This is a genomic window from Clostridium chromiireducens (assembly GCF_003575225.1).
Taxonomy (GTDB): Bacteria; Bacillota; Clostridia; order Clostridiales; family Clostridiaceae; genus Clostridium; species Clostridium chromiireducens.
This window is the reverse complement of the sequence record NZ_QXDJ01000002.1, coordinates 457339-470773: the sequence shown is the minus strand read 5'-3', so window position 1 is coordinate 470773 and position 13435 is coordinate 457339. Positions and strand designations below refer to the sequence as shown.

The 13435-nt window shown below is 27.2% G+C and carries 20 protein-coding genes; 6 read left to right on the top strand and 14 right to left on the bottom strand.

Translation table 11 applies throughout. The annotated features are described in order from the left end of the window. Window positions 1–185: 185 nt before the first annotated feature. The 4 genes from D2A34_RS07435 (at window position 186) to D2A34_RS07420 (ending at window position 1643) form a co-directional block, all read left to right on the top strand. Entirely contained in the window at window positions 186–776 is a 591-nt protein-coding gene (locus D2A34_RS07435) for a sigma-70 family RNA polymerase sigma factor (protein ID WP_169896787.1), read from the top strand. Next, window positions 758–949, top strand: a complete 192-nt coding sequence (locus D2A34_RS07430; RefSeq protein WP_119366204.1) for a YvrJ family protein — start codon at window positions 758–760, stop codon at window positions 947–949. The genes D2A34_RS07435 and D2A34_RS07430 overlap by 19 nt, the downstream gene beginning before the upstream one ends. Window positions 950–1149: 200 nt before the next feature. Next, a complete protein-coding gene (locus D2A34_RS07425) occupies window positions 1150–1374 on the top strand; it encodes a DUF1659 domain-containing protein (RefSeq protein ID WP_119366203.1) in 225 nt (74 codons plus the stop codon). A gap of 50 nt (window positions 1375–1424) precedes the next feature. Beyond that, entirely contained in the window at window positions 1425–1643 is a 219-nt protein-coding gene (locus D2A34_RS07420) for a DUF2922 domain-containing protein (protein ID WP_119366202.1), read from the top strand. A 67-nt stretch (window positions 1644–1710) separates the two neighbouring features. Here D2A34_RS07420 and D2A34_RS07415 read toward each other — a convergent pair whose 3' ends face one another. The 8 genes from D2A34_RS07415 to rfbD all read right to left on the bottom strand — a co-directional run bounded on the left by D2A34_RS07415 (window position 1711) and on the right by rfbD (window position 5601). Next, window positions 1711–1947, bottom strand: a complete 237-nt coding sequence (locus D2A34_RS07415; RefSeq protein WP_279221617.1) for a Uma2 family endonuclease — start codon at window positions 1945–1947, stop codon at window positions 1711–1713. Window positions 1948–2072: 125 nt separating this feature from the next. Further along, window positions 2073–2348: a DUF2442 domain-containing protein gene (locus D2A34_RS07410; protein ID WP_119366200.1), complete on the bottom strand. Its 276-nt coding sequence runs from the start codon at window positions 2346–2348 to the stop codon at window positions 2073–2075. 12 nt (window positions 2349–2360) lie between these two features. Next, on the bottom strand, window positions 2361–2621 hold the full coding sequence (locus tag D2A34_RS07405) for a DUF4160 domain-containing protein (RefSeq protein WP_119366199.1): 261 nt from the start codon (window positions 2619–2621) through the stop codon (window positions 2361–2363). A 171-nt stretch (window positions 2622–2792) separates the two neighbouring features. After that, window positions 2793–3185 (bottom strand): HI0074 family nucleotidyltransferase substrate-binding subunit, encoded by a 393-nt coding sequence (locus D2A34_RS07400; protein WP_119366198.1) that lies wholly within the window; start codon window positions 3183–3185, stop codon window positions 2793–2795. Continuing rightward, complete coding sequence (locus D2A34_RS07395; RefSeq protein ID WP_119366197.1) at window positions 3172–3462, bottom strand: nucleotidyltransferase domain-containing protein; 291 nt, start codon at window positions 3460–3462, stop codon at window positions 3172–3174. The genes D2A34_RS07400 and D2A34_RS07395 overlap by 14 nt, the downstream gene beginning before the upstream one ends. Window positions 3463–3691: 229 nt before the next feature. Next, window positions 3692–4099, bottom strand: a complete 408-nt coding sequence (gene hepT / locus D2A34_RS07390) for a type VII toxin-antitoxin system HepT family RNase toxin (protein ID WP_119366196.1) — start codon at window positions 4097–4099, stop codon at window positions 3692–3694. Next, window positions 4089–4490, bottom strand: coding sequence for a type VII toxin-antitoxin system MntA family adenylyltransferase antitoxin (mntA, locus tag D2A34_RS07385; RefSeq protein ID WP_079439925.1), 402 nt, complete (start codon window positions 4488–4490; stop codon window positions 4089–4091). The genes hepT and mntA overlap by 11 nt, the downstream gene beginning before the upstream one ends. A gap of 229 nt (window positions 4491–4719) precedes the next feature. Then, the gene (gene rfbD / locus D2A34_RS07380; protein ID WP_119366195.1) at window positions 4720–5601 is read right to left on the bottom strand and encodes a dTDP-4-dehydrorhamnose reductase; all 882 of its coding nucleotides are present in this window, start codon (window positions 5599–5601) and stop codon (window positions 4720–4722) included. A gap of 434 nt (window positions 5602–6035) precedes the next feature. Here rfbD and D2A34_RS07375 point away from each other — a divergent pair, with 434 nt between their 5' ends. Then, window positions 6036–6284: a hypothetical protein gene (locus tag D2A34_RS07375; protein ID WP_119366194.1), complete on the top strand. Its 249-nt coding sequence runs from the start codon at window positions 6036–6038 to the stop codon at window positions 6282–6284. Beyond that, window positions 6263–6454, top strand: a complete 192-nt coding sequence (locus D2A34_RS07370; protein WP_119366193.1) for a YvrJ family protein — start codon at window positions 6263–6265, stop codon at window positions 6452–6454. The genes D2A34_RS07375 and D2A34_RS07370 overlap by 22 nt, the downstream gene beginning before the upstream one ends. Window positions 6455–6843: 389 nt before the next feature. Here the strand turns inward: D2A34_RS07370 and D2A34_RS07365 are convergent, their stop codons facing one another. The 6 genes from D2A34_RS07365 to D2A34_RS07340 all read right to left on the bottom strand — a co-directional run bounded on the left by D2A34_RS07365 (window position 6844) and on the right by D2A34_RS07340 (window position 13433). After that, window positions 6844–7143, bottom strand: coding sequence for an HI0074 family nucleotidyltransferase substrate-binding subunit (locus D2A34_RS07365; RefSeq protein WP_182629321.1), 300 nt, complete (start codon window positions 7141–7143; stop codon window positions 6844–6846). A gap of 173 nt (window positions 7144–7316) precedes the next feature. After that, window positions 7317–8864: a murein biosynthesis integral membrane protein MurJ gene (murJ, locus tag D2A34_RS07360; RefSeq protein WP_119366191.1), complete on the bottom strand. Its 1548-nt coding sequence runs from the start codon at window positions 8862–8864 to the stop codon at window positions 7317–7319. Window positions 8865–8873: 9 nt separating this feature from the next. Continuing rightward, window positions 8874–9422 (bottom strand): acyltransferase, encoded by a 549-nt coding sequence (locus tag D2A34_RS07355; RefSeq protein WP_119366190.1) that lies wholly within the window; start codon window positions 9420–9422, stop codon window positions 8874–8876. Window positions 9423–9886: 464 nt separating this feature from the next. After that, window positions 9887–11149, bottom strand: a complete 1263-nt coding sequence (locus tag D2A34_RS07350) for a hypothetical protein (RefSeq protein ID WP_119366189.1) — start codon at window positions 11147–11149, stop codon at window positions 9887–9889. A gap of 15 nt (window positions 11150–11164) precedes the next feature. Then, entirely contained in the window at window positions 11165–12277 is a 1113-nt protein-coding gene (locus tag D2A34_RS07345; protein ID WP_119366188.1) for a glycosyltransferase family 4 protein, read from the bottom strand. A 13-nt stretch (window positions 12278–12290) separates the two neighbouring features. Continuing rightward, window positions 12291–13433 carry a polysaccharide pyruvyl transferase family protein gene (locus D2A34_RS07340; RefSeq protein WP_119366187.1) on the bottom strand — a complete coding sequence of 381 codons (1143 nt, stop codon included), beginning with the start codon at window positions 13431–13433 and terminating at the stop codon, window positions 12291–12293. Window positions 13434–13435 lie beyond the last annotated feature (2 nt).

The following is a 13435-nucleotide window of genomic DNA, read 5'->3' as shown; positions in this document are numbered from 1 at the left end:
AATATTTTATGATGTATACTTTCTCCAAGACATTTTTTAGATTACAGGGGCGAAATATGAGCACAACATATCCAAAAAAATTGAAATATATTCAAATTTTCTAAGAAAATTTTTTTCCAGGTGTTTATAAAAATGTTTTTTACTGTATATTCCTTATGACAAGTAAATTTTGGGAGGGATCATATGTGAATTATGATTATATTGAGGAATTAGTTGCTAAAACTAAATATGGTGATTTAATATCAAAAGAGAATTTAATTAAAGAATTTACTCCATTTATAAATTCTTTGTCTAAAAAGACATTTATTCATGGTTATGAAAAGTCTGATATCCAAAATGAATGTTTCTTAACTCTGATTAACTGCATATCTCAATATAAACTAGATAGCCATCGTTTTGTCGGCTATGCTACAAATTCTATAAAAAATCGTTTATGTACTTTACTGAATATCGATGATAAGCGAAAAGATATCGATGGACTCTTCTCTCTAAGTGATGACATTGAATGTAATGCATCGTTATGTCATGACATGGAAAATGACAGCATTATACTTGAATATCAACATCTTAAATTATTGTCTGCAATAAAAAATGATTTAAGCGATTCTGAAAAGCATTTAATAAACTTTGTATTTTTTAATAAAAATACTCTTACTAATTATGCACATCATGAAAATATATCTTATGTCACTGCTTCAAAGAGAAAGAAAAAAGTCTTAAAGAAATTAAAAACTTATATTATTGGAGGTAATGAATTATGGGGATTAACGATATGATGAGTCTAATTACTAATGCAGGATTTCCTATAGCGGTCTGTGCTTATTTACTTTTTCGTCTAGAAAAACAACTCTCTAGCCTTTCATCTTCCATACAAAAATTAAATACCATAATTTCTACAAAATTAGGTGTAGTTATAGATACTACTTCTGACAAGATAAACAACTTATAACTTAGACTTATTTGATAATTTCTAGTTAAGATATCAACTTAAAGTTCTAAGAAATTTGTAAGTATGTTTATCGCATAATTCAAATACGTGATTTGAATATCTAAATCCTATTGATAATAAAAAAGTTTAAAAATACCCCTTTATAAAAGTTAATTTTTCTGTATATAAAATATGAGAATAAAATTTAGGAGGTAAGAAATATGGCTGTAATAAAACAAATTGCAACTACATCTTTAAGCATCGAGGTTCAAAGTGGAGTAGATCTTGCGGGAGACCCAAAATTTAGTAAGAAGAATTTTTCTAATGTACGAACTGATGTGGCGCCTGAAAATGCATATGCAGTGGCTCAGGCTATAAAAAGTGTTTTATCTGCTGCTACTGGATCTATTTTATTAAATGAATCATCAAATCTTGATCAAATGTAAGATATTCTAAAAACAAATAATAAAAATTTAATTTTAGGAGGTTTTAAATTATGGAATATATTTTAGCAATGACTTTTATAACTGAAGGTGGCTTAAAAAGTAATTTCAGCATCAACGGAGTTAAACCTGATCTTACACCTACTGAGGTAAATTCCTTAATGGATACAATAATTCAGAAGAATATCTTCTTTGCTGCTTCTGGGGCTTTAATAAAAAAATCCGGAGCTCAAATAACAGAGAGAAATATTACTAAAATTGATGTAGCTTAAATTCTAAAAACCTCGTTGCTTAATAGTAACGAGGTTTTTTTGATGTTGCTGCTGAGTACAAAACTGACTAGAACTCAAATATATCCTTTAATTCAATTCTTAATTCTGGAAAAACTGAACTAACATAAATATCTTTATGATCTAATACTTTAGGTGTCCTATATGACCCATCTATTAATGAATATTGTGTAATCATTCCGTTTTGTTCAACTATATTATATTCAAGAACCACAAACCTTTGATATATATTAGCTTTTATAAAGTAATCGTGGTCTGAATACTCCGGGGACACAACTTCAAATATTATTATATCCTAAATACTATTCGCTTAAAGCAAAAAATGCACTAAACTTTCATTTAGTGCAGTGCTTGTACTTGGTAATTTTTATTTCCCCTAGGGTGCTTCCGAAGTCCGAAGGGCTGAAGTTGCTACTCATCTACATCTGGAGAATTTTCATATATCTCAAACGGATCAATATCTAAACATGTATTTTCATTATAATTACCATCCAAATCCCAAGCCAGTGTTCCATTTAATACAGTACAAGTTTCTTTAAAAACATCTATATCTTTTATTTTAATAAATATACCTTTATTTATTAACTCATTAGCATCATATAATTTAACTGAACCATCATCAAAGTAAACATAAACCTTAAAATCATTTGTTGGTCTTACTTGAATAACTTCTGGCATATACTCCATTTAAACATCCTCCTAACTTAATGGTGCTATTCTATATAATGCTTGATGACTTCTAGCCAATTCCCAGTTTTGCATCAATTCATCCTTGTGAATTTCAGCCCAAGCTAAAACCAATTTCAATTGTCTCTTAGGCAAATATCCTTTCATAACTCTACCATTAATAATATCGACCAATGCTTTTTCACCATTATATTCAGCGTGAAAATGTGGTGGCACATGATCACTATAATTTATAGTAATTCTTATTCCAAAAAATAGGCTTATTTCTGGCAATTCACTCACCTCTTTATTTCTATTTATTAGTTATATTATATCCTAAAAACTATTCGCTTAAAACAAAAAATGCACTAAACTTTCATTCAGTGCAATGCTTGTACTTGGTAAATTCTCACAAGGGTCTGCCCCCTTTGTGATGGAAGTATGACCGAACTTGCGACTGACTTGCTAAAGCTTTCCTAAATTTTCAACTAATTCTCCTATTGCCTTAACGTACTCACTTACTATCCTACTCGCAATTTCATTTGCTAAGTTTTCACTATATATATGGGATGTGGAATTTCTATCTTCTAATAAACTAATCCAAACTTTATCATCTGATATTAGGTTATTTACGTAGGCTTTTTTATATATTGTACGCGGAAATGAATTTTCGAGGGTTACACCTAAATATTTCATAAATTCTCTAAGGGTTTTATGAGTAAGTTCATATGTGAATTCAAATCTCTGAATTAAACTGTCCCGTATTATATCATTCTTTCCATCATATAAATTACTTACTTCAACAAGTCTATCGTAAGCTTTCTTTAAATTCATATATTTAAAATCAATGCCTCTCATAAATAATTACTCCCTCTTTCTTTACTTGTTCTAAAAATAATTCATCATGTATATCTTTCATAGCTGAAAAATCAAATTCTAATAAAGTACTAGTATTCATTTCAATATCTTCAATAAATTCTGTTATTGAACTGTCACTATATACTGCTAAATCAATATCACTTTTAGCTGAATTATCCCCCCGTGCTCTAGATCCAAAGAGAATGACTTTGCTAATATGCTTGTACTTATGACATATATCTGCTATTTCATCAACTATCTTTTCTTCTATATTCAAACTAATTCACTCCCTTGGTTTACTCCACTTAATATATTATATCCCATAAACTATTTACTTAAAACCAAAAATTGCACTAAATTTTTATTTAGTGCAATGATTGTACTTGGTAAATTCTCACAAGGGTCTGACCCCTTTGTGAGGGAAGTATGACCGAACTTGCTAAATTTTTGACCTCAAGGGTATTAGTCATGATCTTGCGACTGACTTGCTATAACCAAGCTTGTTGTTATAACAGCTTATTTATGGCATAAATGTAATCACTAAAATCTTTTAAATGATTCTCAATAATGGCTTGCACCACTTTCATATTTAATGCTTTATAATCATGAACTGCTATATTTCTAAATCCAACCATTGACTTCATTCTTCCATTTAGTTTGTCATCTATTATATTATTAGAATTGAGCACTTCAAAAGAATCTCTGCTATTTTGGGGTATACCTAAATTTTTCTCTGATATAATATGCATTGCTAAGTCTATAGCTGCTTCACATGCTCTTTGTATATTTAAAATAATAGAATCCTGCTTTGTATAATCATTTAAATTATCTAGGTTATTGTTATATACTTCTTTAATTCTATTTATACATCTTTCGATAGTTTCAATTTTATTGAAGATAACATCATTTCCCATATACAGTTCCTCTTTCCTTAATCTTTTTTAAAATAACTTCACGCTCTTCATTTAGCATCGCATAAGACTTTAAAACTCTCATTTCGAAATACATACGCTTAGTCTCATCCGTGCAATATATTCTTTTCCCTGTACCTACTACTTGAGCTTTAAATACAGTTGAAGATGTATTTAAATTTATCAAATCTACTTCTCTATTAAAAATATCAGCTAATTCCTGTGCTTTCATAAAGCATTCATAAGAATCTACATCATTATCAGTTAAAAAAGCAATATCAATATCACTATCTTCCCTAAGCCTATTCTTAGCAGCCGAACCGAATAAATATATTACTATTGGATTAAATTCTTTCCTTAATATTTCAATAGCTTTATTTAATTGACTCTCCAAATTTAACCCTCCTACAAAATATTCCAATCTCTTTTCTCATCTTGCTTATATTATATCCCATAACATACTTTTGTTAAACAAAAAAGCATTGCACTAAACTATTATTTAGTACAACGCTTGTACTTGGTAAATTCTCACAAGGGTCTGACCCCTTTGTGAGGGAAGTATTACCGAACTTGCTAAAGATCCATAAACTTCATCTATTGATACATGAAGGAATATGACTCCTTTACTTATCTAACTTACTAATAAATGATTTTATTGCATCTTTCCAATCTCTCATTTCATCGCCAACAGTACATCTTAGCATCATATTATCTAGAGATGAATATTCTGGTCTTTTTGCTGGAGTTTTATACTCTTCTGATGTGCAGGCTAAAACTTCGCATTTTTCTCTTGATAATTCAATTATCATTTTAGCAAATTCATACCATGTACATTCTCCTTTACCTGTACAATGATATACTCCATATTCTTCTGTTTGTATTAATTTTAATATATGATAAGCTAAATCATTAGCATGAGTAGGATTACCCCTTTGATCATTAACAACAGTAATTACTTCTTTTTCTTTCCCAAGTTTTCTCATAGTATAAACAAAATTATGACCTACATATCCATAAAGCCAAGCAGTTCTTACTATAAAATACTTTGAAGAAAATTCTCTAACATAGTTTTCTCCGAGTAGTTTAGTTTTACCATAAGCACTATAAGGAGCTGTTAAATCATATTCAGTTAATGGTTTATTTCCAGCTCCACTAAATACATAATCCGTTGATACCTGAACTAACTTAGCGCCTATTTCCGAACTTGCTATAGCTAAATTTCTAGGACCAATTGAATTGACTTTAAATGCAAAATCTTCATTACTTTCACATCCATCAACATCCGTTGCTGCTGCGCAGTTAATTACTACATCAGGTTTTAAATCATTTATCTTATTTTTAACTTGTTTTAGATTAGTTATATCTAATTCATCCACATCTAATGCTATAACTTCACATTGTTTTATAGCTTCCGAAACTTCCCCTATTTCAGCTTTTCCACTTTTTATTATATCTAGAAGCTCATTTCCTAGTTGACCTTTTGAGCCAGTTATTAATATTTTCATAAACCCGTACTCCTTGAAATTCTACAATCTGAAATCTTCATAATCACTTAAATCCAGCTCTTTAAGATTTGAATATTATTTTTCTTCGTCAAATAATATTATCTTTACTATCTAAATGCCATCTAACATTTATATCTGAATAATCCATCATATTCTGGAGCATGAAGATCTGTACGTTTTGTAAAAAACTAAATAGTCGCGCTTAGCATATAAATTCCTCTTTTTTATTCTATATATACTTTAAGTTCCATTTACTTTTTTCTCTACCTAGGATATTCGCATTATTAACTTTCTTTTATTTTTCTAAAACAAAAAAACTACGCTTTTACGTAGTTTAATCTCACATCATTAATTTAGAACAATACCTGTACTTGGTAATTTTTGTTTCCCTTAGGGGCGCTTCCGAGATCCGAAGGGCTGAGGTTGCTAATAACATGGAGAATAATAGCATTATGCTTGAATATCAACATCTTAAATTTTTATCTGCAATAAAAAATGATTTAAGTGATTCTGAAAAGCATTTAATAGACTTTGTATTTTTCAAGAAAAATACTCTTACCAATTATGCATATCATGAAAATATATCTTATGTCACTGCTTCAAAGAGAAAGAAAAAGGTCTTAAATAAACTAAAAACTTATATTATTGGAGGTAATGAATTATGGGGATTAACGATGTCATGAGTCTTATTACTAATGCAGGATTTCCTATAGCAGTCTGTGCTTATTTACTTTTTCGTCTAGAAAAACAACTCTCTAACCCTTCATCTTCCATACATAAATTAAATACCATAATTTCTACAAAATTAGGTGTAGTTATCAATACTTCTTCTGACAAGATAAACAACGTATAACTTAGACTTATGTGATAACTTACCGAAATTATAAACATTTTTATTCCGAAAAACTAGAAAACATCGCTGAAGGTTCTAAGTTGCAGGTTGTATCCACTTTAGCATGCTCCAACTTTCAGTTTGACAAGCTAAAGTGGAACAACCTACAATTAAGAATCTTTAGCAGCTCATTTTCAAATGTTTTCTCCATATTATGCCCCTGGTGGGTACAAAAATGTTTATAATTCCTAGTAAAAATATCAACTTAAAGTTTTAAGAAATTTGTAAATATGTTTATAGCATAAATCAAATACTTGATTTGAATATTTAAATCCTATTGATAATAAAGAAATTTAAAATACCCCTTTATATAAATCAATTTTTCTGTATATAAAATATGAGAATAAAATTTAGGAAGTTAGATTCCTATCATTTAACATATCAATCCAAGCTTCACCATCTTCAATAATTCCAATTTTAAAACCTTCTCTAAATGTACTTTTAGGGCTTTTTGCTTCTTGGATTCCTTCATTTTCTAAATAATATTTTATTAATTTCGAACACATTTCATAACAAAATTCAAATCTTTGTATTACTCCATCTTTTAGAGTTGATGATTTAGAATTATCTTTACTTTCATCTATAGCTTCACTTAATCTTAATAAAGCCTTTCCAAAGTCATTTAACTTTTCACTCAATCTTTTATCCATCATTAATCCTCCACTCTACCAATATCATATAATATTATATCCTATATAATATTTTCTTAAAATAAACAATTACACTAAATATTCATTTAGTGTAATGCTTGTACTTGTAAAATTTTAGATCTCCGGGTGCTTCTGACGGAGCTTGCGAGTGAAGTTGCTTTTCATAATGCACTTCATTTGTTAAACTTAAACTTGTTCAAAATGTTCTTTAATCCCCTGAATTCCTCTATCTTTAATAATATACCTCCACACACATAAATCACACATCCTAACATTGAAATAATTCCAATTTTAATCAATTCTAATGATACATTACTAGAATTGATATTTATAATATATTCTTTTGAATACATTATAAATAAAATAAGCGGTATACATGAAATAAATAACTTAATTACACTTACAACTGTATTTTTAGATATACAATTTTTAACTTTTTTGTTAATATTAAAATATAGTGCAATAACAGATACTATGCTTCCTATTGTTGAAGCCAATGCTATTCCTCCAACACCTAGTATATCTTTTAATATAAAACCTGTTGATATATTGACCAATATAGCTAAAAATGTATTTATCATTGGTGTTTTAGTATCCCCTAAAGAATAACATACCCTTGAAAGAATATTATTAATTGCTATAGCAAATAATCCTAAGGAATAATAATAAAAAGCTTTTGCTGTCAACATAGTACTTTCACTATTAAATGCGCCCCTTTGAAATAAAAACTTTACAATATATTGACTATACATAGCTGCTATAATTACTATTGGAATTAATACAATAAACATCGTTATTATACCTCTATTTGTTTCTTTATACAACGTCTTGCCTTCACTGTTAAATATAACTTTAGTTAAATTTTGATATATAATAGTCGTTATAGATACTATTATTATATCTACTATTAAGGCATTTAACTTTAGCGCATAATTTATAGCCGCTACACTTCCGCTATCTAATGATGATGCATATATTCCATTAAATACTCCATTTATTTGAGTCATTCCTGTTCCTATGCATATAGGCATTAATAATGTTAATATTTTTTTGAAATTTTTATCTTTAAAATTTAAATAAAATTTGTATTTAAATTTTATTTTTTTTAATCCATATGTTAATATACATATTTGAATAATTAAAGCTATAGATACCACTGCAGAAATCCCTGTTACTCCAAATTTATCGATGTAAAATATCAGATATATTATTAAAACAATATTATACGGAATACCTATACTTGCTGGGAGCGAAAAATTATTTTCACATTGTAATATAGCTGTAAAAGTATAAATTAATGTATTCAGAATTATTACACTAGCTAAAATTCTGGTTAGAAGTACTGTTAAAGTATATTTATATCCACTAAAACCCGGTGCCATTATTTTTACTAATTGAGGAGCAAATAATTCACAAAAAATGGTTAAAATTAAACTTACTATGAATAATATTGTAATCATATTAGAAGTAAACTTTTCTAACTCCTCATTTTCTGCCTTACATTTTATTTCATTATAAACAGGAATGATTATAGTCATAATAGATGTACCTATTATGACAAATAAAACATTAGGTATATTGGATGCCATCAAATATGCATCAGCTTCTCGTGTAGTACCAAACTTAACTGCAGTAAAATAATCTCTCAAAAATCCTAACACTTTAGAAAATAAATTAAACATTATCATTAATGAGGCTGTTTTTAATATACTATTTCTCATTACTTTATCCTACCCTAATTTGTTTAATAGTTTCGCTGGCACACCACCCAAAACTGAACTAGCTTCAAATGATTTATTAACAGCAGCATTTGCCGCAACCACGCAATGTTTCCCCAAACTTACTCCTGGTAAAATAACTACTCCTGCGGCAATCCAACAGTCATTGTCTATAACAATTGGTTTAGCTATTGCACCTTGTTCTTTAATCTTCAAATTGATATTAGAATAATTCTTATTTGTATCAATAATCGTAACATTATGAGCAATAGAAGTGTCCGATCCAATAGAAACTTTACTATTGCTACTTATTATTGTATTTATTGATACATATACTCTTTCATCTATTATGAGTTCTGAGTTATCGTGTACAATAAGCCTAACACTATCAGAAATATAACTATTATTACATATTATTAACTTTGAATTCTTTCCCATAATAATTTTTGCCTTGGTTGATATAAAGACATTATCTCCTACTTCAAAATAAGATTTTTTATATTTTAATTTAATTTTCAACCTAAGTAAAGTATTTTTTATTTTATTTTTTAATTTCCTCATGAAATCTCCCCGCTTAATACTAAAAATCAACCTCTTTTTTTACTATAATAAATATAATTTTTCTCATTAATATAGTTATATAATCAGTGCATTCACTTTTTATAACAAAAAATTTATTTATATTTAAAATATGCTATTGAATAAAATCTAACGTGACCCCATCAATAACAACAAATGTTAAAATTTAAAATTTTCAACACCACTCTATCAATACAATATATTGATACTGCTTCCATCATTGCTATTAATATACATTTGTTTTTAACAAAAATAAATCTGTAGTTGCAAAACTTGCACGATACGTCCATCATATTTTTTAATTAATGAAAATTTTAAATTTTATTATCTTAATATAAAACCATAGTATATGAAATACATACACAAACTCAACAATAATGTTTAAGACCTGATTTATATCTATACCTACGATTGAAATAACAAAACACTTCATGATACCTCTTCTCTTAGATTACTTTCGATTTATCATTCATGCTATTTCCACCTTGCAAATCCTCACACAATATAGCATAAATGCTAAATAACAACACAGGTATTGAAAAATGTACTGTGCCTGATAACATACTTGGAATAATAACTAACTGTAATTTATTCAAACTCATAATTTTTTTATTTTTTATAGACTTAATCAATAGATACATTATGTATATAATTACTACTATCATTAAATATATCCCAAATCTTGCTCCAATTTCAATAAACATATTATCAGAGAAGGTTAATTCGCTGTAGGATTCAGACATTCCTGACATATTATCACTAAACGGTGTTCCAATTGCAATATATGTTAACATGTATTGCAAACCAATAACCCATTTTTCTCCCCTTGAACTAGTTAATAAATAATTCAAATTAAAAAAGTAAATATTATATTTATCAACAACTATATAAACAGTTATTAATGTTATGATTATAAACATCAACAACTTATATTTATTCAAAATATTACTTATTCCTTTATTTTTCTTACCTTTGAATGTGATTTTATTTCTAATATATAAATATATAATAAGACAAATAATACTAGTTCTTGAGAAGGTAAGTAGATTACATATAACTAATAAGACATTATTTATACATATGAATTTTTTACCTTCTTTTATTCTAAAATAATCCAATATACATAACATAATAATGAAATATAATCCCGCATGGTTTGGATTTCCAAAAATAGACATCATTCTCAGCTTATCAGTTCCAACCCATGCATAAGCTAACATATTTTCATTACTTACCATCCCTATGTAATTATTAGTCATATATAATATAAATGATATTGTAATTATTATATAATTATATATTTTTAAAACTTTAAATAATTTATTTATGTCTATTTCATCTCTTAACTGAGAAAAAATAATAAAATATATGTAACAAAAATAAAAATTAATATTATTATTTTTCAATAACCAATTAATATAATCATTTATATTACTTTCAATAAACAACTTCATTAACACTATAAAGAAATACATCCAAAATATCATATGAACCATCTTAAAAGCATTATTAAATTTCCTTTTGACGACTATTATATAAACTATAAATACAGTGGAAAACGCTATCTTAAATATATTCATTAATGTATCTACACCTGGTATCACCGCTCTAATTAATATTTCAAATAATAATAAAAAAATGAAAATACTTATATTATAATTAATAAATTTATTATCAGTCTTAACTTTTTCCGAATAACTTAAATTCATATTTCATCTCCTTATTTAATTATATATGTTCGCATACATACTACAAATCTTATTTACAGAGTAATTCTTAGAATATTCTTTTTGATTTTTTGATATTTCTTTCAACTTAATTTTATCTTCTAAAATGTCTTCCATTTTATCTTTTAAACACTCTGTTGTTCTTTCAGATAAAACAAATCCCAAAACACCATTTTGAATTACTTCACTTGGTCCATCACATGGAGTAGATATAACAAGACACCCTGCAGCAAATGCTTCTATAACTACCATTCCAAAGGATTCATTAATTGATGGAATTATTAATGCATCAATACCACTTAATATATTTCCAATATCTCTTCTTACACCTAAGAAGAAAAAAAATTCTTCCAGTTTATACTCCTTAATCATATTTAGACATTCTTTCTTATATTTATTATCTTTTTCACTATCAAAAATAGAATCCCCAACAAAAAGTATTTTGAATTTTTTTCCTAACTCCTTCAATTCCTTAGCTGCTTCTATAACTAACTTTTGACCCTTTATCTCTTGGAATCTTCCTATTGTGGCAAACACCTTTTCATTATTTTCCATCTGCAATTCCTGTCTTATTTTTTTCGCGTCACAATTATTAAATTTATTAATATCAATTCCTAATGGAATTCTAACTATTTTTTTAGGATTTATACCGTTGCTAATTAGATTCTCCTTAACTACATTTGAAACTGAAATTATTTTATCTATAAATAAATTAACCATATTTTTTTTTATAAAATTAAATTGGTACCATTGACCATGGCATACCCAAATCACCTTACATTTTAAAAAACATGATTTATTTATTAAACTTAATATGAATGATGTTTTCCATTCATTTGTTTGAATAACATTTATTTTATTTAGTTTTATAATGGCCCTAATTTTTCTAATGCAATTTATAATTTTAACTTTTTTAATATCATTTTTATAATCATAAATTATGGTTTTTATCCCTGCTGCTCTACTTTCTTCTGTAAGCTTTCCTTCTTTAAGGCACAATAAAACTGGATTCATTTCATTAAAATTATTATTAAACTCTATAATTAAATTTAATAAGCTGGTTTCTCCACCACCTAAATTGGATAGCTCTGAGACAAACAACACATTCATAGCACACCTCTTCTTAATTAGTAATGAACTCTTGCATTATATCTAAATTTTTATTTTCGAACTTATTGTTTAAAATGTTTTTTAATCGTCTCTTTTCTAATTCCTTATTATTTAATAAATTAACAGTATCTATAATCATCTTTCCTGAATTAATATTAGAATTAATCCAATTTTCACCATCACCTATTGATTGTGCCACAGATTCTAATCCAAAGTCCTTAACACAGCTATCCACCTTACTATGATATACAATGGGTAATACCGGAACATTAAGTAATATTGACGTAACAACAGAGTGAAATCTCATTCCAACTACTAAATCGTATTTTTTCATTTCATCCAAGATTCTCCACATATTGTTATTACCATCTTCATAAATAACAATACCAGATTCTTTTTGTATTTCTTTAAGAAAGTTTATGTCGTACTCATATTGGAAAGGAATTAGTTTAATATCAAAATTATATTTCTTTAATCCTTTAATATATTTAATCATTTCCTTCTTATACTCCATTCTTTTATCATACGAATTTAAAAGTAAAGGAGCTATAACTATAGCTATTTTATCTTTTCTATTTTCTATTTCACTTTCTCTAAAAAAGCTGTCTTTTAAATCATAAACAACATCATTAGTCAGATGAATATTATTAAGTCCAATTTCCTCTAATAACTCATAAGATTGCTTATCTCTTAAACAAATACAATCAACTTGTTCTAACACTTTTTTAAACTTAAGCTTTGATTCTTCAGCTATTATCGGCCCTGCACCAGCTCCTAACATTATTACAGTTTTCTTTAGAAATTTTTTAAAGAAATTTATCATAAAGAATAAAGTTATTGTTGAGTCCGGATTCCAGTCTGACAATGCGCCACCACTACCTATAATAATATAGTCATTACTAAACAGATTTTTTATCACCTTAAAAGGATTATACTTAAATATTCTTAATATAGACTTAAATCTTAAATCTATGGTAGTAGAAACAGTATTTAATCCTTCATGATATTTTTCGATATTCGTAGGCTTTCCACCCATCACATTAATTATATTATTAGGATCGTTCTTTCTAATAATTTCAATTATACTTTTTAAAATTAATTCATCTCCTAGATTTTCGTAACCAAACCATCCATAAATTAAAAATCTCTTCTTCATAA

Coding starts and splice junctions, on each gene's coding strand:
- D2A34_RS07350 (WP_119366189.1), bottom strand. CDS start 11,149: ATGAATTTAAGTTATTCGGAAAAAGTTAAGACTGATAATAAATTTATT.
- D2A34_RS07340 (WP_119366187.1), bottom strand. CDS start 13,433: ATGAAGAAGAGATTTTTAATTTATGGATGGTTTGGTTACGAAAATCTA.
- D2A34_RS07345 (WP_119366188.1), bottom strand. CDS start 12,277: ATGAATGTGTTGTTTGTCTCAGAGCTATCCAATTTAGGTGGTGGAGAA.
- murJ (WP_119366191.1), bottom strand. CDS start 8,864: ATGAGAAATAGTATATTAAAAACAGCCTCATTAATGATAATGTTTAAT.
- D2A34_RS07410 (WP_119366200.1), bottom strand. CDS start 2,348: ATGGAGTATATGCCAGAAGTTATTCAAGTAAGACCAACAAATGATTTT.
- D2A34_RS07355 (WP_119366190.1), bottom strand. CDS start 9,422: ATGAGGAAATTAAAAAATAAAATAAAAAATACTTTACTTAGGTTGAAA.
- D2A34_RS07370 (WP_119366193.1), top strand. CDS start 6,263: ATGGGGATTAACGATGTCATGAGTCTTATTACTAATGCAGGATTTCCT.
- hepT (WP_119366196.1), bottom strand. CDS start 4,099: ATGGGAAATGATGTTATCTTCAATAAAATTGAAACTATCGAAAGATGT.
- D2A34_RS07430 (WP_119366204.1), top strand. CDS start 758: ATGGGGATTAACGATATGATGAGTCTAATTACTAATGCAGGATTTCCT.
- rfbD (WP_119366195.1), bottom strand. CDS start 5,601: ATGAAAATATTAATAACTGGCTCAAAAGGTCAACTAGGAAATGAGCTT.
- D2A34_RS07425 (WP_119366203.1), top strand. CDS start 1,150: ATGGCTGTAATAAAACAAATTGCAACTACATCTTTAAGCATCGAGGTT.
- D2A34_RS07375 (WP_119366194.1), top strand. CDS start 6,036: ATGGAGAATAATAGCATTATGCTTGAATATCAACATCTTAAATTTTTA.
- D2A34_RS07420 (WP_119366202.1), top strand. CDS start 1,425: ATGGAATATATTTTAGCAATGACTTTTATAACTGAAGGTGGCTTAAAA.
- D2A34_RS07365 (WP_182629321.1), bottom strand. CDS start 7,143: ATGGATAAAAGATTGAGTGAAAAGTTAAATGACTTTGGAAAGGCTTTA.
- D2A34_RS07400 (WP_119366198.1), bottom strand. CDS start 3,185: ATGAGAGGCATTGATTTTAAATATATGAATTTAAAGAAAGCTTACGAT.